We start from the raw sequence: 18,926 nt of genomic DNA on the forward strand, positions 1-18,926 counted from the left end.
ACATGACAACATATGCCCGGGCGCGCACAGTCGTGCGTCGGGACTTTACCCACCAACAGGGAGATGACATCCGTGGCCAATCCTCTTGAGAAGCTGCTGCGCGCCGGCGAGGGGCGGGTCATCCGCCGCCTGAACCAGGTGGTCAAAGCCGTGGGAGCACTGGAAGAGGACATCTCCAAGCTCACCGACGACGAGCTGCGCAACGAGACCGCTGAACTGCGCGCGCGCTTCGAGAAGGGTGAGACGCTCGACCAGCTGATGCCCGAGGCATTCGCCGCCGTCCGCGAAGCGGCCAAGCGCACGCTCGGCATGCGGGCCTACGACGTGCAGATCATGGGTGGTGCCGCGCTCCACCTCGGCAACATCGCCGAGATGAAGACCGGTGAGGGAAAGACGCTCGTCGCGACGTTCCCCGCGTATCTCAACGCGATCGCCGGCAAGGGCGTCCACGTCATCACGGTCAACGACTTCCTCGCCAGCTACCAGGCGGAGCTGATGGGACGCGTCTACCGCGCCCTCGGGATGACCACCGGGATCATCGTCTCGGGGCAGACCCCGGCCGTGCGCCGTGAGCAATACGCCGCCGACATCACGTACGGCACGAACAACGAGTTCGGATTCGACTACCTGCGCGACAACATGGCGTGGCGCAAGGAGGACCTCGTCCAGCGCGAGCACTTCTTCGCCGTCGTCGACGAGGTCGACTCGATCCTCATCGACGAGTCCCGCACCCCGCTCATCATCTCCGGTCCGTCGTCCGGAGAGGCCAACCGCTGGTTCGCCGAGTTCGCCAAGATCGCCCGCACGCTCGAGGCCGGCGTCGATTACGAGGTCGACGAGAAGAAGCGCACCGTCGGTGTTCTCGAGCCCGGCATCGAGAAGGTCGAGGACTATCTCGGTATCGACAACCTCTACGAGTCGGCGAACACCCCGCTCATCTCGTTCCTCAACAACTCGATCAAGGCGCTCGCGCTGTTCAAGAAGGATACCGACTACGTCGTCATGAACGACGAGGTCATGATCGTCGACGAGCACACCGGGCGCATCCTCGTCGGTCGCCGGTACAACGAGGGCATCCACCAGGCCATCGAGGCGAAGGAAGCGGTGCCGGTCAAGGCCGAGAACCAGACGCTCGCGACCGTCACGCTGCAGAACTACTTCCGTCTCTACGAGAAGCTCGCTGGCATGACGGGTACGGCCGAGACCGAGGCCGCGGAGTTCATGTCGACGTACAAGCTCGGCGTGATCCCGATCCCGACCAACAAGCCGATGATCCGCAAGGACCAGCCGGACCTCGTCTACAAGAACGAGACGGCGAAGTTCGCCCAGGTCGTCGAGGACATCGCCGAGCGCCACGCGAGCGGTCAGCCCGTCCTCGTCGGTACGACGAGCGTGGAGAAGAGCGAGTACCTCTCTCGCCTGCTCTCGAAGAAGGGCATCAAGCACGAGGTCCTCAACGCGAAGAACCATGCGCGCGAGGCCGAGATCGTCGCGCGCGCCGGTCGTCTGGGTGGCGTCACGGTCGCCACGAACATGGCCGGTCGAGGCACCGACATCATGCTCGGGGGAAACGCCGAGTTCCTCGCCGTGCAGGAGCTCAAGTCGAAGGGCCTCGACCCGGTCGAGACCCCCGAGGAGTACGAAGCGGCGTGGGACGAGACCTACGAGGCGATGAAGAGCACAGTCGCGGAAGAGGGCGAGAAAGTCACCGAAGCCGGCGGCCTGTACGTCCTCGGAACCGAACGGCACGAGTCGCGTCGTATCGACAACCAGCTACGCGGTCGTTCCGGCCGTCAGGGTGACCCGGGCGAGAGCCGCTTCTACCTAAGTCTCACCGACGACCTCATGCGTCTCTTCCAGTCGGGAGCCGCCGAGGCGATCCTCTCGCGCACCAACTTCCCCGACGACGTCCCGATCGAGTCGGGCCTCGTCTCGCGTGCCATCCGTAGCGCGCAGTCGCAGGTCGAGGCGCGCAACGCCGAGATGCGCAAGAACGTCCTGAAGTACGACGACGTCCTCAACCGTCAGCGCGAGGCCATCTACGCGGATCGCCGTCACATCCTCCAGGGCGATGACATCGCCGGTCGCGTGCAGCACTTCATCGAGGACGCCATCAGCGGCGTCGTGCGCGACCACACCGGCGAGGGGCACAACGAGAGCTGGGACTTCGACGCTCTCTGGACCGAGCTCAAGACCCTGTACCCCGTGAACGTCACGATCGACGAGGTCGTCTCCGAGGCGGCCGGTCGCAAGGGCGGCATCTCCGCGGACGGACTGACCCGCGAGCTGCTCTCCGACGCGAAGATCGCCTACGAGACGCGCGAGGAGTCGCTCGGCGAAGCGGCGACGCGTGAGCTGGAGCGGCGCGTGGTGCTGCAGGTTCTCGACCGTCGCTGGCGGGATCACCTCTACGAGATGGACTACCTCAAGGACGGCATCGGCCTGCGCGCGATGGCGCAGCGCGATCCGCTCATCGAGTACCAGCGCGAGGGTTACGCGATGTTCCAGTCGATGATGGGGCAGATCAAGGAGGAATCCGTCGGATACCTCTACAACCTCGAGGTCGAGGTGCGTCGCGCCGGTGACTCGCAGGTGACCGAGGTCGAGGCGAAGGGTCTCGCGGAGGGCGCCGGAGAGCAGCGACTCGAGTACTCCGCGGCCAACGACGCCGGAGAGGTCGAGGTCCGCAACGATCGCGGCCAGGTCCAGCAGGCTGCGACCGACCGCCTGCGTCAGGCGGCCGCGCGTTCACAGGCATCGCAGGCCGAGCCCGAGGAGGCCCCGCGAGGAGCGTTCGGACAGCGCACGGATGCTCCGGCTCCGGCTCCGGCCGCGGGTAACCGTGAACAGCGCCGGGCGCAGAGCAAGAAGAAGAAGTAGGTCTCACGCCGGATCACGAGGGCCAGTCCATGTGGATTGGCCCTCTTTCCGTCCCTGTAGGCTTGGGCGATGACACCAACGCGCAACTTCGACCAGTCGTCGAAGCTCAAGAACGTCCTGTACGAGATTCGCGGAAACGCCCTCGTCGAGGCGGCGCGATTGGAAGCGGAGGGTCACAAGATCCTCAAGCTCAACACGGGAAACCCGGCGATCTTCGGCTTCGATGCGCCGCAGCAGATCGTCCAGGACATGCTGGCCGCGTTGCCGACCGCGCACGGATACAGCGACAGCAAGGGCATCGTCTCGGCACGACGCGCCGTCGTCAGCCGCTATGAGGAGATCGAGGACTTCCCGCGCTTCGGCCCGGAGGACGTGTTCCTCGGCAACGGCGTGTCCGAGCTGATCACGATGACCATGCAGGCCCTCCTCGACGAGGGGGACGAGGTGCTGATCCCCGCGCCGGACTATCCGCTCTGGACCGCGATGACGAGCCTGGCCGGGGGAACGCCGACGCACTACCTCTGCGACGAGGAGAACGGCTGGCAGCCGGACCTGGAGGACATCCGGTCGAAGATCACGCCGCGCACCAAGGCGCTCGTGATCATCAATCCGAACAACCCGACCGGTGTCGTGTACTCCCGTGAGGTCCTCGAGGGGCTCGTGCAGATCGCGCGGGAGAACCAGCTGCTGCTGCTCTCCGACGAGATCTACGACCGCATCCTGTTCGACGGTGCGGTGCACATCCCGACCGCCACTCTCGCGCCCGACCTGCTGTGCCTGACCTTCAACGGTCTTTCGAAGACCTACCGGGTTGCGGGCTATCGCTCGGGGTGGCTCGTGATCACGGGGCCGCAGGAGCATGCGAAGGGCTTCCTCGAGGGCATCACGCTCCTCGCCTCCACGCGTCTCTGCCCGAACGTGCCCTCGCAGCACGCCGTGCAAGCGGCGCTGTCCGGGGTGCAGTCCATCGACGCCCTCATCGCGCCCAGCGGTCGGCTCCATGAGCAGCGCGACGTGGCCTGGCAGGGGCTCGAGTCGATCCCCGGTGTGTCGTGCGTCAAGCCCGAGGGCGCGCTGTACGCGTTCCCGCGACTCGATCCGAACGTGCACGAGATCCGCGATGATGCGCGACTCGTGTACGACCTGCTGGTCTCCGAGCAGATCCTCCTGGTGCAGGGCACCGGCTTCAACTGGCCGACACCGGACCACCTCCGGATCGTCACGCTTCCCGAGCCGCGCGTGCTGAGCGAAGCAGTCGAGCGCCTCGGGAACTTCCTCGCGAGCTATCGGCAGAACTAGTCGTCGCCGCGGCGCTCGGACTCAGTGCGGTCGCCACTCGTCGCGCTCCCGCGACGAGTGCTGATCGCGGAGTGAGATCCGACATCGGCCGGGCGTGCAGCAGGGCGGCGTCTGTCGCACGCAGATCGTGCGGCAGGAAGATCGGATCGACGATCCCGGCGAACCGATCGAGCGTGTTCCGGATCTGCCCGCGGGCGTCCATGCCGAGCGGTCCCGGTCGCACCTGATTGACGACGACGGTGACCGGAGTGGGCGCCGTGAGGTTGCGCAACTCGGCGTAGTCGCGGAGGAATCGGCTGATGCCGAGAGGGTCTGCGGAGGCGACCGCGATGATCGTATCCGCTTCGTTCAGAGCAGCCGTCGTCGCGGCATGACGGCGGGGCCCGAGAACGTCGTACGTCGCCTCCTCGTCCGCATCGAAGGACCCCGCCACGTCGACGACGGTCTCTTCGGTCCATTCCCGGCAGACCTGCAGGGCGCGGGTGAGGCGGGATGCCGAGAGCTCCGGCCATCGATTCGGGCGATTGATGCCGGGGAGGACATCGAGGTCGCCGGCGCTCGTCGGGACGACGGTCGAGAGTCGGGTGAGTTCGGCGCTGTCGAGCCCACCGAGTTCGGCTCGGCGGCATGCTGCGGCGATCCCCGGAGAATCGTCACCGAGGCCCAGGAGAAGCGCGAGCGACGGGGCGACCGTGTCGGCGTCGACGAGGGCGGTGCGTCGGCCCAGACGGGCGAGTTCGACGGCGAGGAGCACCGCCACGGTCGAGCGTCCGGGCGATCCGTGCGGCCCCCACACGGCGATCAGGCGGTGCGCGAGGCCGGCGGGTCCGCGGTCGCGAGCCGTTGCGGGCGTGCGAAGCGCACTCGAGATCTGCCAGCCGGATGCATCGATGGGCAAGCCCGGTCCGAGACCGAACCGTTGGAGCAGGCGGCTCTCCGAACCGCCGAGGGCGAGGTTCCGCACTCCCGCTCGGTCGCAGGCGGAGACCAGCTCAGGTGTGAGGGCCTCGCGGCTCGCCGGGATCACAAGGGCGCGGGCATCGGAGAGAATCGACATCGCCGAGGTCGCCGATGCGACGGCGATGACGTGCTCTCCCGCGAGCTCGAGCTCGCGAGCGAGAGCGCTCGCCCGCGGCTCATCGATGGCGACGATCAATCCCGTCATGACCCGGCACCGACCGGAACGACCGAGAGAGCGGCATCGCCCGAGATCGCCGCGAGCACGTCGGCGACGGCGGCACGGTCGATCACGATCTCGATGGTGCTGCGCGACGCGGAGAGCATCCCCTCGGAGTCGATCACCTCCGACACGATCGCGTCGCTGACGAGGATGCGTGGCGCGTCGTGGGCACGGCCGTCCTCGAGCAGCGGCGCCTGCCAGACCTCGATGACCGTGCCCGTATCGACGCCCTCGGGAATGGTGATGCTGCTCTCGATGACCAACGTCGTACTCCGACTGTCGCCGGCCGTGCCGGTCGCCGTCTGCGGGACGAGCTCGCCCTTCTCGATGGTCCGGGCGGCGACCTGCCCGGACTCGAGGTCCTGGGGCTGCAGATAGTCGTCGGTCAGCGCCCCGAGGGAGACGTCGACGACCCGGAAATCAGCGGCGGTGATCGTCTCGCCCTGGACGATCGTGCGGTCGGCCTGCAGGACCGGCGTCGCGGAGTCGGCGGAGGACACGATCAGCCAGACCCCCGTGATGGAGAGCCCGACGAGGGCGATGCCGATGAGGAAGCGGAGATCGCCCCAGAAGGCGCGACGGGGCCGGGAGAAAGTGCTCATGGCGACCCATGCTCACAGAAATCCGCGAACCGGTCCGGAAGTTATCCACAGCGGGCATGCCCGGCTGCGGAGCGGCTGCCGAGCGGGGCAGAATGGGTGCATGCCCGATTCCGCCAGCGTCGCTCCGCGCTACCTCGCTCCCGCGCAGGTGGCGGAGCTGTTGAGCATCGAGATCGACGAGGTGATCGATCTTGTCGTGTCCGGGCATCTGCGGGGAGCCCAACTCGGCGTACCCGCGCGGTGGCGCATCGAAGAGGCGAGCATCGAGGGATATCTGGCCGCTCAGTCTGAGGAATCCCGTCGCATGGCGCTGTGGCGTCAGTCCCAGGAGGCGAGCTTCCCCGAGATCTGGGGTGCCTCCGCTGCTTACAGGCGCTGATCGCCCGCGAGCCGGATGGCGACCAGCGCGTCGAACGGCACGATGCGGAAACTCTGCACCGCACTCGCCAGCCGGGCGGTGCCCGCGTCGTGCACCGCGAGATCGAGGTGATCGGAACCCGCACGATCGATGGTTCCGTGCACGTCGTCGCCCCGCGTGGTGGTGAGGTGGAGCGCGACCCGTCGGCGGGCCAGGTCGCGGAGGACGAACCCGAGTGTCATGCGCTCGCGGAGGGCGCTCGGGGGAGCGGTCTCCTCCTCGAGGCTGCTCAACAGCATTCCGTGATCGCTGCCGAGGCTCCGGATCGCGCGAAGCGGGACGACGATCATCGACCGGGCGGCGACCGCACCGAGCGCGGTCGAGATCTCGGCGGCGAGCCAATCGGCGCCGACGGTGCGCAGGATCACCGGCATCCGTCGACCGTCGGCGAGTTCGATCACGATCGATGCGCGCCGGGCGCTCATCGCACGAAGACGCGTTCGCAGCGCGAGCTGTGAGATGCGCACGCGCTCCGACTCCGCATCGAGAGCGGCGCGTTCCGCCTCCCACTCCGACGCGAGTTGACCCTCGAGGTCTTCGAACAGCCTGTCCCAGTTCATCGGATCGAGCGTAGGGGACGGCAGAGGGCGACATACGAGTTATCCACATACCTCTTTCGACGGCCCCTGCGCGTGGGTGTCCGCGTGCTCTACTGGCTCGCGTTCCCCCGACTGAGAGTGTGACGATGACGCTTCATGAGTACTTCGCGCGGCAGCAGACGCCGACCGTCGAGCTGCCCGATCCGGCCCCGCTGCTGCGCAGCCTGACCCAGGGTGTGCTCGAGGTGCTCGCCGGCGTGCGCGAGGTGGACCAGCTCGCGCGCTGGTTCAGTGAAGAGGCCTACCGCAGTCTGGTCACGCGGTCGAACCTCTCGGCGCGTGCACGCAGCGCCCGGGGTGTGGTGCCGGCGCGCCCCAGCTTCGAGATCCGCTCGCTCCGCATCTCCGAACCCGTCGACAGCGTGATCGAAGCCGTCGTCATCGTGGCGGGACCCGGACGCACGCGCGCGGTCGCCGTGCGTCTGGAGGGTCTGGACCGGAGGTGGCGCGCGACATCGCTGGCGATCCTCTAGAGCGAAGGACCGTAGGCTGGTGGGGTGTCGACCCTCACTGATCTCGCCCATGCCCAGGGCCGTCTGAACGACGGCGATGTCGAGTGGCTGCATCGCCTCGCCGGGGACGGCCAGCTCCTCGCCGACCTCTCCTCGGCAGACATCGTCGTCTGGGTGCAGACCGATGACGGCTCCTTCATCGCGGTGGCCCATGCCCGTCCGAGCGGCGCGGCGACCCTCTTCTATCGGGACATCGTCGGCGAGCGGGTGCGTCCTCAGTGGCGCACTCAGGTTCAGGGGGCGTTCGACACCGCGGAGATCGTGGACTCGTCCTCGCCCGACTGGTTTGAGGAGACGCCGACGCGAGTGCGCGCCGTGCCGATCGTGAACGTTCGGGGCTCGGGTGATACCGCACCGTCCGTCATCGGGGTCGTCACCCGGCACACGAACCTCGGTGAGGCGCGCACGCCGTCCCGCCAGCAGATCACGTTCGACGACTGCGCGAACGACCTGTTCCGTATGATCGCCGACGCGAGTTTCCCGGACCTCGCGGCCCCGACCTCGCCGCGCCGCGGCGCACCCCGTGCGTCGGATGGGCTCATCCGCATCGATGTCGACGGCATCACCACGTTCGCGAGCCCGAACGCCCTGTCGGCGTTCAACCGCATGGGATTCGACGACGAGCTCGAGGGAGAGTCCCTCGCCGAGGTGACGACCCGGCTCGTGCCGCCGTCGCGACAGGTGGACGAGTCCCTGCCCGTCGTAGTGACGGGCCGGGCGCCGTGGCGCACGGACATCGAGGCGCGCGGGGTGACCGTGTCGCTGCGGGCGATCCCCCTGAAGGATCACGGCACCCGCATCGGCGCGATCCTCCTTTGCCGCGACGTCTCGGAGTTGCGCCATCAGGAGCAGGAGCTCATCACCAAGGACGCGACGATCCGCGAGATCCACCACCGCGTCAAGAACAACCTTCAGACGGTGGCCTCTCTGCTGCGCATCCAGGCGCGCCGGACGCACTCCGACGAGGCCAGAGACGCGCTCACCCAGGCGATGCGCCGCGTCGATGCGATCGCGGTCGTGCACGACACGCTCGCTCAGGGACTGACCCAGAAGGTCGACTTCGACGAGGTCTTCCACCGCGTGCTCAAGCTCGTCGCCGAGGTCGCCTCCGCGCCGAACACGCGTGCGCGGACGCAGTCGACCGGTCGGTTCGGCGTGCTGCCGAGCGAGTATGCGACGCCGCTGGCTCTGGCGCTCACCGAAGTCGTCACCAATGCCGTCGAGCACGGGTTGGCGGGGCAGGAGGGCCTCGTCACGATCGACGCAGCCCGCACCGAGGAGAACCTCCGGGTCACGGTGCATGACACCGGTCACGGCCTTCCCGAGGGACGGATCGGTCAGGGGCTCGGTACGCAGATCATCCGCACCCTCATCCAGGGCGAACTCGGGGGCACGATCGAGTGGCGCGGCAGCGAGGGGGAGGGGACGTCCGTGGTCATCGACATCCCGCTGCGGTGGTTGCAGAAGTGAAGCCCCGCACGCACTGAGGGCACACGAAAGCCCCGCCGGACGAGGAACACTCGCCGGCGGGGCTTTCGCGATGCGTCAGGAGGCGCGGCGTGCGCGCGCGGCGCGACGCTTGAGGGCGCGGCGCTCGTCTTCGGAGAGGCCGCCCCACACACCGGAGTCCTGGCTGGACTCGAGCGCGTACTGGAGGCAGATCTCGGTGACCGTGCAGGTGGCGCAGACGGTCTTCGCCTTCTCGATCTGGTCGACGGCCGGACCGGTGTTGCCGACCGGGAAGAACAGCTCGGGATCGACGGTCAGGCAGGCGGCTTTGTCACGCCAGTCCATGGGGGCTCCTCGGTGTGGATTTCAGAATCGCGTTGCGATGTCTCGATTCGGGCAATGGCTCGGGATCCGTTACCCTGTGTGAGATGCGGACGGTTGCCCGCGAAGTGTGATGCGGGCAGAGAGCCCGCCCCACGCCGCTGTGGGAGCACATGACTGTTTCTATTGTGTTACAGGAAACCTTCGAAATCAAGGCTTTTCGCCATTCACTCTCGATTCCCAGGAGACTCCGTGCGCGCCCCCGGACTTGCCCTCGCCGCCGCAACGGTGCTCGCCGCCGAAGGAGCCGCGCTCGTGGTCGTGGCCGTGATCGAGCTCACGGGGATCGGCGCCGGTGACGCGGCATCCGTTTCGACGGCCATCGCACTGACCGTGCTCACACTGATCGGCGCGGCTGCACTCTTCGCCTTCGCCTGGGGCGCTCGCGCAGGGCGTTCCTGGGCGCGATCCGGGGGAGTGGTGTTCCAGATCCTCGCGGTGGTGATCGCTCTCGCCTCGCTCACCCTGCAGCCGGTCCCGTGGGCGTTCGTGCTCGGAGCGGGGCTGCCGGGACTGCTCGGTTTCGTGCTCCTGATCGCGAGCACGCGACGCGAGGCCGAACTGCGCGAGTCCGACGGGCCCGCGCGCGACTGACGGTCTCAGGCGTCGAGGCCGAGGAGCTTCCGCAACCGGGCGACGTGTCCGGTCGCCTTCACGTTGTAGAGGGCGTGCTCGATCACGCCCTCCTCGTCGAGGACGAACGTCGATCGGATGACGCCCTCGATCACTTTGCCGTAGTTGACCTTCTCGCCCCAGGCTCCGTAGGCGCTGTGCACGGCGTGGTCGGGGTCGCTCAGAAGGGTGAACGTCAGCCCGTCGCGCTCTCGGAACGCCGCGAGCTTCGCGGGCTCGTCGCGCGAGATGCCGATCACGCGATAGCCGGCGCCCTGGAGCGACGAGATGCTGTCGCGGAAGTCGCACGCCTGCGTGGTGCAACCGGGGGTCATCGCGGCCGGGTAGAAGTAGAGCACGGTCTTCTCGCCACGGAGATCGGCGAGCGAGACGCTCGTGCCGTCCTGGTCGAGAAGGGTGAAATCGGGGGCGGGCGTTCCGGCTTCGAGGCGCTGAGTCACCCGCCCAGCCTATCGGCCGGTCGCCTGCTCCGCCTTGTCGGCGAAGGTCTGCAGAAGTCGCTGCAGCGAGTCCAGGCGAGCGAGAGCCGTGTCGCTGAGCTCACCACGCTCGGCGGCTTCGATGAGGGCGCAGTCCGGAGCGTCGGCGAGGTGCGTGCAGCCGCGCGGGCAGTTCTCCGCGATCTCGGCGAGCTCGGTGAAGGCGGCGAGGATGTTCTCGGGTTTCACATGCCCCAGACCGAACGATCGCACACCGGGGGTGTCGATGACCCATCCGTTCCCGGTCGGGCCCTCGTAGCGCAGGGAGACCGTCGACGACGACGTGTGCCGCCCGCGCCCCGTGACCTGGTTCACGTGCCCCGTCGCCCGGCCGGCGCTGGGCACGAGCGCGTTCACGAGCGTCGACTTGCCGACGCCCGAGTGGCCGACGAAAACCGTCGAATGCCCGATGAGCGCGGCACCGATCTCGTCGACGGGCATGACGTCCCGAGCGCTGGTGAAGACCGTCAGGTCGAGACCGTCGAAGTGCGAGAGGAACTGGGCCGGGTCGGCGAGATCGGTCTTGGTGACGACGAGGAGCGGACGGATGCCCGCGTCGAGGGCGGCGACCAGGTACCGGTCGACGAGGCGCTCCCGAGGTTCGGGGTCGGCTGCGGCAACGACGATGAGCATCTGATCGGCGTTCGCGACGATCACGCGTTCGACCTGATCGGTGTCGTCGGCGCTGCGGCGCAGGAGGGACGTGCGCTCGACGATCCCGACGATGCGGCCGAGGGTGCCGTCGTCTCCGGAGAGGTCGCCGACGACGCGCGCCCGATCACCCGTGACGATGGGAGTGCGGCGCAACTCGCGTGCGCGGGCTGCGGTGATCGTCCGCTCGGTCGGGGAGTCCTCGTCGAGGAGTACCGAGTATCGACCGCGGTCGACGCCGAGCACGCGCCCGATCTCGGCATCCTCGTGGGCGGGCCGGCGCTTGGTGCGCGGTCTGTTCGCCTTCGGGTTGGGCCGCGTGCGGATCGCGCTCTCGTCGTAGTCCTCGAAGTCGTCTTCGAGGTCGTCGTCGCCGTCGAGCCAGCTCACGCGGCTGCGCCTCGCAGCATCCGCTCCCACAGCAGGGTGAACTCGGGGAGCGTCTTCGCCGTGGTGCCGATGTCGTCGATCTCGACTCCGGGGACCCGGAGACCGATCAGAGCGCCGGTGGTCGCCATCCGGTGATCGTGGTGAGCGGCCCAAGTACCGCCGTGCAGCGGGCGGGGGATGATCCGCAGGCCGTCGGGGAGCTCTTCCGCCTCGCCGCCGAGCGCACGGAGGTTGCCGATGAGGGCGGCGATCCGATCGGTCTCGTGCAGGCGGATGTGGCCGATCCCGCGGATGGTCGTGGGGCCGTCGGCAAAGGCCGCCAGGCCCACGAGGGTCGGGGTGAGTTCGCTCGCCGCCGACAGGTCGAGGTCGAGACCGCGGATGCTCCCACCCGAGCGGACCGTGAGCGCACCGCCGTGACGGCTGGCGTGCGCACCCATCGCCTGGAGGATCTCGGGGAGCAGCGCCCCGGGCTGGGTGGAATGCGCCGGCCACCCGGTGATCGACACCGCGCCTCCGGTCACCATGGCCGCCGCGAGGAACGGCGCGGCATTGGAGAGATCGGGCTCGATGGCGATCTCCTTGGCGCGCGGCACTCCCGCCTCGACGAGCCATTCGCCGGCCGCCGGCCGTTCGATGCGGATGCCGCGACGGCTGAGCGCCTCGATGGTCATGTCGATGTGGGGGAGGCTGGGCAGATGCTCGCCGGTGTGCACGAGGTGCAGGCCCACGTCGAAGCGCGGGGCGGCGAGCAGCAGCCCCGAGACGAACTGGCTCGAGGCGGAGGCGTCGATCTCGACGCGACCGCCGCGGATGCGTCCGTGCCCGCGGATGGTGAACGGCAGCGCCCACGTGCCCTCGTCGTCGATGTCGACGCCGAGGTCGCGGAGCGCGCTGATCAGGCCGCCCATCGGGCGGTGGAGGGCGTTCTCGTGCGCGGTCAGGTGCACGTCGTGGGCCGCGAGTCCGGCGAGGGGCGCGATGAACCGCATGACCGTTCCGGCCTGGCCGCAGTCGACGGTGGTGCCGCCGGCGAGCTTCGCGGGGGTGACGACGAGGTCGGGGCCGAACTCGCCCCCGGCATCCACCTCCTCGATGCCGACGCCGAGCGCGCGCAGCGCGTCGACCATCCGCCGGGAGTCGTCAGAGTGCAGCGGGCTGATCAGACGACCCGGGCCGTCGGCGATCGCCGCGATGATGAGTTCCCGGTTCGTGAGGGACTTCGAGCCGGGGATCGTCAGCGTCGCGTGGATCGGATCGTCGAAAACCGGCGCGGTGTAGGCGCCCGTGACGGGGGGAGGGGAATACCTTTTGGCGCTCATCGGTTTCCACCTTAGTGAACGGCGGCACACCCGCCGAGGAGGAGAGCAGGATGCTGGCGACCTTGGAGCGTGGGTCGGTGGACATCGGCGGCCTAGACTGGCCGGTGATGGATGACACCGCAACCGCAGCGACCTCGAGCGACTCTCAGCGTGAGTTCGAGGAACAGGCGATCCCGTTCATGGATCAGCTGTACGCCGCCGCCATGCGCATGACGCGCAATCCCGCTGACGCCGCCGACCTCGTGCAGGAGACGTTCGTGAAAGCGTACGGCTCGTGGGCGACCTTCTCGCAGGGGACGAACCTCAAAGCGTGGTTGTATCGGATCCTCACGAACACGTACATCAACATCTATCGCAAGAAGCAGCGCGAGCCGTTCCAGGGCACGATCGACGAGCTCGAGGACTGGCAGCTCGGCGGCGCGGAATCGACCACCGCGTCGCACAGCCGGTCGGCGGAGGCCGAGGCGATCGACCACATGCCGGCGTCCGTCGTGAAGGATGCGTTGCAGGCCGTTCCGGAGGACTTCCGGCTGGCGGTCTACCTCGCGGATGTCGAGGGCTTCGCCTACCAGGAGATCGCCGACATCATGAAGACCCCCATCGGCACCGTGATGAGCCGTCTGCACCGTGGAAGACGGATGCTGCGGGAGCTGCTGGCAGATTACGCCGCGGAGCGGGGCATCGCCGCGGCTGAGAAGAGGAGCGGGAAATGAGCGACTGCGGTTGCGATAAAGCGCGTCAGGATCTGGAGGAGTACCTCCGCAACGAGGTGTGCAAGACCGAGCACACCGAGATCCGCGAGCATCTCGAGAACTGCCCGTCGTGCCGCGACGAGGCGCTCGTGGCGACGACTCTCACCGACGTGATCGCGCGCGCCTGCAAGGAGACCGCACCCGAAGAGCTGCGCGATCAGGTGTTCGCACGGCTGCGTGAGGCGCAGGCGGCACAGCACTGACGTCGCGGCATTCGATGTCGGCGCCCACCCGTAGGGTGGAGGCATGACGCTCATCGATGCCCGCGACATCCCCGCCGACGCGACCTCCCGCGACCGACTCGACGGTTCGGGTCTCGACTATCGCGTCGTCGATCTGGACGACGACGCGGCCTCGACGCCGTTCCTCCGAGCGGTCGGTCGAGGCTTCCTCGGTGAGGAATCGACTCCCGAGGCACTCGCGCACAGTCGGTCGACGGTCGCGCAGCGTCGCACGATCGGGGTCTTCGAGACCGCCGCGGATGCCGGGGCACTCCCCGTTGCGACCATCGATTCGTGGGTGACGCCGCTGACGGTTCCCGGCGGCGCCGAGGTCGGGATGTGGGCGATCAGCGGGGTCACCGTCGCCGCGACGCACCGACGCCGTGGCATCGCCCGTTCGCTCCTCGAAGGCGAGCTGCGCGCCGCGCGCGACGCCGGGGTGGCGATCGCGGGACTCACGGTGTCGGAGGCCACGATCTACGGCCGCTACGGCTTCGGCTCGGCGCTTCCCGCCGTGCGCTTCACCGTCGACACCCGGCGGGCGGGTTGGGCCGGATTCGAACCCTCCGGCCGTCTGGAGTACCGCGAGCGTGAGCAGCTCGTCGGCGACCTCGCGACGGTCCACGACCGCGCCCGTCGCACGCGTTCCGGCCGGATCGCGGGGTGGTCGGGGCGCTGGGAGCAGTTCGCCGGCACCGCTCCGGGCGAGACCGACCGCGACAAGGTGCGCGGGGTCCGACACGTCGACGCCGACGGCGAGACCCGCGGCGTGCTCGTGTACACGGTGAGCGACCGCAGCGGCAGCTTCCGATTCGGACTCAACGTGCGGATGCTGGTGGCCGAGACGGTCGACGCCCGTGCGGCGCTGTGGCGGTTCGCCCTGCAGCACGACCTCGTCGATGAGGTCACCGCCGATCTGCAGACCGCCGACGATCCGCTGCCGTGGCTGGTGGCCGATCAGCGCGGCGTCGCGCAGCAGGTGCACGATCATGGATGGCTGCGGGTGCTCGACATCGCTCGCGCGCTGACCGCCAGGACGTTCTCGGCTCCGGTCGATCTCGTGCTCCGCGTGCACGACCCGCTCGGTTTCGCCGCGGGGGACTGGCGCCTTCGCGTCGACGCCTCGGGTGCGGCGACGGTCGACGCGACGGAGTCCACCGCGCCGGACGCCGTCCTCGGTGTCTCCGCCCTGTCATCCCTGTACGCGGGGGCGGTGCGCGCGACCGCGTTGGCCGGGGCGGGGCTCATCGAAGCGGAGGCATCTGTCGTCGATCTCCTCGACCGGGCCTTCTTCACCTCTCCCGCGCCATCGCTCGATATCTGGTACTGATCGCGCGCGCTTCCAGACACACGGAGAAGGCCCCCGACCGAAGTCGGGGGCCTTCTGAGTGTGTCGCCGCGGGTCAGGCCGTGGTCAGCGCGTCGCGCAGCAGAGCGGCCTGCTCGGCCGCGTGCACCTTCGACGATCCGGTGGCCGGCGACGCCGACGCGGCGCGCGCGACCGGGCGGAACGTGCGGTCGCCGGGGACATCGGCGAACGCGAGCGCCAGGAACGGCCATGCGCCCTGGTTCTCCGGCTCCTCCTGCACCCACACGAGTTCCGCATTCGGGTACGAGTCGGTGATGGCCTTGAGCTCGTCGATCGGCGTCGGGTAGAGCTGCTCGAGACGAACCAGCGCGACCTCGGGGTTCGGCTTCTTCTCGAGCTCGGCGCGAAGATCCCAGTGGACCTTGCCCGAGTGCACGAGCACGCGCTTCACGGCGTTGCGGTCGAGACCGCGGTCGTCGTCGATCACCGGCTCGAAGCGTCCCTGCGTGAACGCCTCGACCGGGCTGGTGGCACCGCGAAGACGCAGCATGGCCTTCGGCGTGAAGACGATCAGCGGCTTGCGCGGGCGTGCGTAGGCCTGGCGGCGCAGCAGGTGGAAGTACGACGCCGGCGTCGACGGGCGCGAGACGATCATGTTCTCCTGGGCGCAGAGCTGCAGGAATCGTTCGATGCGGGCCGACGAGTGGTCGGGTCCCTGGCCCTCGTAACCGTGGGGGAGCAGCAGCGTGACGCTCGACTGCTGACCCCACTTCTGCTCGGCCGCCGAGATGTACTCGTCGATGACCGACTGTGCGCCGTTGACGAAGTCGCCGAACTGCGCCTCCCACAGGACGAGAGCCTCGGGCGCCTCGACCGAGTAGCCGTATTCGAAACCGAGTGCGGCGTACTCGCTGAGCAGCGAGTCGTAGACGAAGAAGCGGCCCTGCGCATCCGAGAGGTTGGAGAGCGGCAGCCACTCCTGGCCGTTCGCGCGGTCGTGGAGGGTGGCGTGACGCTGCACGAAGGTGCCGCGGCGCGCGTCCTGACCCGCGAGACGCACCGGCGTGCCCTCGACCAGAAGCGAACCGAACGCGAGAAGCTCGCCGAAGCCCCAGTCGATGCCGCCGTTGCGGCTCATGTCGAGACGCTTGTCGAGCAGCTGCTGGATCTTCGGGTGCACCGTGAAGCCCTCGGGCTTGTTCACGAACGCGTCGCCGATCAGCTGGATGACCTCGCCGGCGACGCCCGTGACCTCGGGGGCTCCCACCTGGTCATCGACCGGTGTCAGCTCGGGTGCGATCGGGGTGGCGCCGGTCTCTGCCGCGTGGGTCTCGGCGAAGGCGATCTCGAGGCGGTTCTGGAAGTCTGCCTTGGCCTCGTCGTACTCCTGCTCGGTGATGTCACCGCGACCGACGAGCGACTCGGTGTACAGACGGCGCACGGAGCGCTTGGCCTGGATCAGGTCGGTCATCAGCGGCTGCGTCATCGAGGGGTCGTCGCCCTCGTTGTGACCGCGACGGCGGTAGCAGACGAGGTCGATCACGACGTCGCGGTGGAAACGCTCGCGGTACTCGAAGGCGAGCTGCGCGACGTGGATGACCGCCTCGGGGTCGTCGCCGTTCACGTGGAAGACGGGAGCCTGGATGGTCTTGGCGACGTCCGTCGCGTACACCGAGGTGCGTCCGTCGCTCGGCGTCGTCGTGAAGCCGACCTGGTTGTTCACCACGACGTGGATCGTGCCACCGGTGCGGTAGCCGCGCAGCTGCGACATCTGCAGGGTCTCGACGACCACGCCCTGGCCCGCGAACGCCGCGTCGCCGTGCACGAGGATCGGCAGCCAGGCGAACGTGCCGATCGGCTTGCGGTCCTGCTTCGCGCGGACGATGCCCTCGAGCACGCCGTCGACGGTCTCGAGGTGCGACGGGTTGGCGGCGAGGTAGACCGGGAGCTCCGATCCGTCGTCGGCCACGAAAGTTCCCTCGGTGCCGAGGTGGTACTTCACGTCACCGGACCCGCGCTGGTTGCCCGGCGCCTGGGTGCCCTCGAACTCCTGGAACACCTGGCCGTAGGTCTTGCCGGCGATGTTCGTGAGAACGTTCAGGCGGCCGCGGTGAGCCATGCCGATGGCGGCTCCCTCGAGGCCGGCGGTCGCCGCCCCCTGCAGGATCTCGTCGAGCAGCGGAACGAGCGACTCGCCACCCTCGAGCGAGAAGCGCTTCTGGCCGACGAACTTCGTCTGCAGGAAGGTCTCGAAGGCCTCGGCCTCGTTGAGCTTGCGCAGGACACGCAGTTGCTCGTCGTGGCCGGGCTTCTGGTACTTGACCTCGACCTTCTCCTGGAACCAGCGGCGCTGCTCGGGGTCCTGGATGTGCATGTACTCGATGCCGAGCGTGCGGCAGTACGAGTCGCGCAGAACGCCGAGGATGTCGCGCAGCTTCGCGACGCGCCGGCCGCCGAAGCCGCCGGTGACGAACTCGCGGTCGAGGTCCCAGAAAGTGAGTCCGTGGCTCTCGATCTCGAGGTCGGGGTGCGACCGCTGACGGTACTCGAGGGGATCGATGTCGGCCATGAGGTGGCCGCGGACGCGGAAGGAGTTGATGAGCTCCTGCACGCGCGACTGCTTGTCGACGCGCTCGGCGAGATCGACGGCGATGTCGGGGTTCCAGTGGATCGGCGCGTACGGGATGCGCAGTGCAGCGAAGATATCGTCGTAGAAGCCGCGCTGCCCGATGAGGAGCTCGTGCACCTTCTTGAGGAACTCGCCCGATCCCGCACCCTGGATGACCCGGTGGTCGTAGGTGCTGGTGAGGGTGATCGTCTTGCCGATCGCGAGCTCGTTGAGCGTCTTCTCGCTCGCGCCCTGGAACTCGGCCGGGTATTCGAGGGCACCGGCGCCGATGATGCAGCCCTGGCCCTTCATCAGACGCGGAACGGAGTGCACCGTGCCGATACCGCCCGGGTTCGTCAGGGAGACCGTCGTGCCCTGGAAGTCACCGGCGGTGAGCTTGTTGTTGCGGGCGCGGGTGACGAGGTCCTCGTAGGCGGAGAGGTACTCGGTGAAGGTCATCGTGTCGGCGCGCTTAATGCTGGGCACCATGAGGGCGCGCGTACCGTCGGGCTTCGGCAGGTCGATCGCGATGCCGAGGTTGACGTGCGCCGGGGCGACGACGGAGGGCTTGCCGTCGACCTCGGCGTAGAACACGTTCTGGCTGCGGAACTCGTCGAGCGTCCGGATGAGCGCCCAACCGATGAGGTGGGTGAAGCTGATCTTCCCGCCGCGGGTGCGCGCCATGTGGTTGTTGATGACGATGCGGTTGTCGATCATCAGCTTGGCAGGGATGGTGCGGACGCTCGTCGCGGTGGGGACGGTGAGCGACTCGTCCATGTTGGCCGCGAGGGTCTTGGGCATGCCCCGGAGGACGGTGACCTTATCCTCGTCCGCCTCGTCAGCGGGCGCCGGAGACGCGTCCTTCGCGGCGGGCTTGGGAGCCTGCGCGGGGATCGGAGCGGCCGCGGCGGGCTTCGCCGTCGTGCGTGCGACGGGCTGCGCGCCGATCACGGGGATCGGGGCCGTCACCGGGTGGGCGGGCTGCTCGGCAGCCTGGGAGCTGGCGGGCGTAGAACCACCGGCGTTCTCGGAGTGGTACTTCTCGAGGATCGGCCACCATTCCTTGTCGACGGAATCGCGGTTCACCTTGAACTGCTCGTAGAGCTCTTCGACGAGCCAGGAATTGGCTCCGAACCCCCCGTCGCCACCGACGCCGGTCACCTGGTTCGACACGCTCGATCGCCCTCTTTCATCGCTGAAGATTCACAGTGCTCGCCGGGCGCAGGATGCGCCCAGGTCCG

General features: G+C 68.4%; 17 protein-coding genes. 9 read left to right on the plus strand and 8 right to left on the minus strand.

The annotated features are described in order from the left end of the window. Window positions 1–72: 72 nt before the first annotated feature. The gene (secA, locus tag ACFY9N_RS06210; RefSeq protein WP_391477473.1) at window positions 73–2,880 is read left to right on the plus strand and encodes a preprotein translocase subunit SecA; all 2,808 of its coding nucleotides are present in this window, start codon (window positions 73–75) and stop codon (window positions 2,878–2,880) included. Between the two features lie 69 nt (window positions 2,881–2,949). Then, window positions 2,950–4,179, plus strand: a complete 1,230-nt coding sequence (locus tag ACFY9N_RS06215) for a pyridoxal phosphate-dependent aminotransferase (protein ID WP_391477474.1) — start codon at window positions 2,950–2,952, stop codon at window positions 4,177–4,179. Here ACFY9N_RS06215 and ACFY9N_RS06220 read toward each other — a convergent pair. Together ACFY9N_RS06220 and ACFY9N_RS06225 are read right to left on the minus strand one after the other, a co-directional pair. Beyond that, window positions 4,100–5,344 carry a CpaE family protein gene (locus ACFY9N_RS06220; RefSeq protein WP_391477476.1) on the minus strand — a complete coding sequence of 415 codons (1,245 nt, stop codon included), beginning with the start codon at window positions 5,342–5,344 and terminating at the stop codon, window positions 4,100–4,102. The two genes, ACFY9N_RS06215 and ACFY9N_RS06220, sit on opposite strands and share 80 nt — an antisense overlap. After that, entirely contained in the window at window positions 5,341–5,961 is a 621-nt protein-coding gene (locus tag ACFY9N_RS06225) for an SAF domain-containing protein (protein ID WP_391477477.1), read from the minus strand. The genes ACFY9N_RS06220 and ACFY9N_RS06225 overlap by 4 nt, the downstream gene beginning before the upstream one ends. A 100-nt stretch (window positions 5,962–6,061) precedes the next feature. Here ACFY9N_RS06225 and ACFY9N_RS06230 point away from each other — a divergent pair, with 100 nt between their 5' ends. Next, complete coding sequence (locus tag ACFY9N_RS06230) at window positions 6,062–6,340, plus strand: helix-turn-helix domain-containing protein (protein WP_391477478.1); 279 nt, start codon at window positions 6,062–6,064, stop codon at window positions 6,338–6,340. On the opposite strand, the gene ACFY9N_RS06235 is transcribed toward ACFY9N_RS06230, so the two are convergent. Continuing rightward, window positions 6,328–6,939 (minus strand): hypothetical protein, encoded by a 612-nt coding sequence (locus ACFY9N_RS06235; protein WP_391477479.1) that lies wholly within the window; start codon window positions 6,937–6,939, stop codon window positions 6,328–6,330. The two genes, ACFY9N_RS06230 and ACFY9N_RS06235, sit on opposite strands and share 13 nt — an antisense overlap. Before the next feature lie 125 nt (window positions 6,940–7,064). On the opposite strand from ACFY9N_RS06235, the gene ACFY9N_RS06240 reads away from it, so the two are divergent. After that, window positions 7,065–7,451: an Rv3235 family protein gene (locus ACFY9N_RS06240; protein WP_391477480.1), complete on the plus strand. Its 387-nt coding sequence runs from the start codon at window positions 7,065–7,067 to the stop codon at window positions 7,449–7,451. Between the two features lie 24 nt (window positions 7,452–7,475). Next, entirely contained in the window at window positions 7,476–8,960 is a 1,485-nt protein-coding gene (locus ACFY9N_RS06245; RefSeq protein ID WP_391477481.1) for a sensor histidine kinase, read from the plus strand. A gap of 75 nt (window positions 8,961–9,035) precedes the next feature. Here the strand turns inward: ACFY9N_RS06245 and ACFY9N_RS06250 are convergent, their stop codons facing one another. After that, window positions 9,036–9,284 (minus strand): WhiB family transcriptional regulator, encoded by a 249-nt coding sequence (locus ACFY9N_RS06250; RefSeq protein ID WP_028503730.1) that lies wholly within the window; start codon window positions 9,282–9,284, stop codon window positions 9,036–9,038. Window positions 9,285–9,512: 228 nt separating this feature from the next. Between ACFY9N_RS06250 and ACFY9N_RS06255 the strand changes: the two genes are divergently transcribed. Continuing rightward, window positions 9,513–9,914: a hypothetical protein gene (locus ACFY9N_RS06255; RefSeq protein ID WP_391477483.1), complete on the plus strand. Its 402-nt coding sequence runs from the start codon at window positions 9,513–9,515 to the stop codon at window positions 9,912–9,914. A 5-nt stretch (window positions 9,915–9,919) separates the two neighbouring features. On the opposite strand, the gene bcp is transcribed toward ACFY9N_RS06255, so the two are convergent. Genes bcp through aroA form a run of 3 tightly spaced genes read right to left on the minus strand, consistent with a single transcriptional unit; the run spans window position 9,920 to window position 12,795 of the window. Next, on the minus strand, window positions 9,920–10,393 hold the full coding sequence (gene bcp, locus ACFY9N_RS06260; RefSeq protein ID WP_391477485.1) for a thioredoxin-dependent thiol peroxidase: 474 nt from the start codon (window positions 10,391–10,393) through the stop codon (window positions 9,920–9,922). Window positions 10,394–10,402: 9 nt separating this feature from the next. After that, window positions 10,403–11,473, minus strand: coding sequence for a ribosome small subunit-dependent GTPase A (rsgA, locus tag ACFY9N_RS06265; protein WP_391477487.1), 1,071 nt, complete (start codon window positions 11,471–11,473; stop codon window positions 10,403–10,405). After that, complete coding sequence (gene aroA / locus ACFY9N_RS06270; protein WP_391477488.1) at window positions 11,470–12,795, minus strand: 3-phosphoshikimate 1-carboxyvinyltransferase; 1,326 nt, start codon at window positions 12,793–12,795, stop codon at window positions 11,470–11,472. Before aroA ends, rsgA begins: the two co-directional genes overlap by 4 nt. A 50-nt stretch (window positions 12,796–12,845) precedes the next feature. Here aroA and ACFY9N_RS06275 point away from each other — a divergent pair, with 50 nt between their 5' ends. The 3 genes from ACFY9N_RS06275 to ACFY9N_RS06285 are packed head-to-tail and all read left to right on the plus strand — an operon-like array spanning window position 12,846 to window position 15,098. Continuing rightward, window positions 12,846–13,508 carry a sigma-70 family RNA polymerase sigma factor gene (locus ACFY9N_RS06275; RefSeq protein WP_391477489.1) on the plus strand — a complete coding sequence of 221 codons (663 nt, stop codon included), beginning with the start codon at window positions 12,846–12,848 and terminating at the stop codon, window positions 13,506–13,508. Next, on the plus strand, window positions 13,505–13,750 hold the full coding sequence (locus tag ACFY9N_RS06280; protein WP_391477490.1) for a zf-HC2 domain-containing protein: 246 nt from the start codon (window positions 13,505–13,507) through the stop codon (window positions 13,748–13,750). The genes ACFY9N_RS06275 and ACFY9N_RS06280 overlap by 4 nt, the downstream gene beginning before the upstream one ends. A gap of 43 nt (window positions 13,751–13,793) precedes the next feature. Continuing rightward, the gene (locus ACFY9N_RS06285; protein ID WP_391477491.1) at window positions 13,794–15,098 is read left to right on the plus strand and encodes a GNAT family N-acetyltransferase; all 1,305 of its coding nucleotides are present in this window, start codon (window positions 13,794–13,796) and stop codon (window positions 15,096–15,098) included. A gap of 73 nt (window positions 15,099–15,171) precedes the next feature. Here the strand turns inward: ACFY9N_RS06285 and ACFY9N_RS06290 are convergent, their stop codons facing one another. Then, window positions 15,172–18,858 (minus strand): multifunctional oxoglutarate decarboxylase/oxoglutarate dehydrogenase thiamine pyrophosphate-binding subunit/dihydrolipoyllysine-residue succinyltransferase subunit, encoded by a 3,687-nt coding sequence (locus ACFY9N_RS06290; protein ID WP_391477493.1) that lies wholly within the window; start codon window positions 18,856–18,858, stop codon window positions 15,172–15,174. Window positions 18,859–18,926 lie beyond the last annotated feature (68 nt).

The sequence above is a fragment of the Microbacterium sp. NPDC008134 genome (assembly GCF_042957055.1).
Lineage (GTDB): Bacteria > Actinomycetota > Actinomycetes > Actinomycetales > Microbacteriaceae > Microbacterium.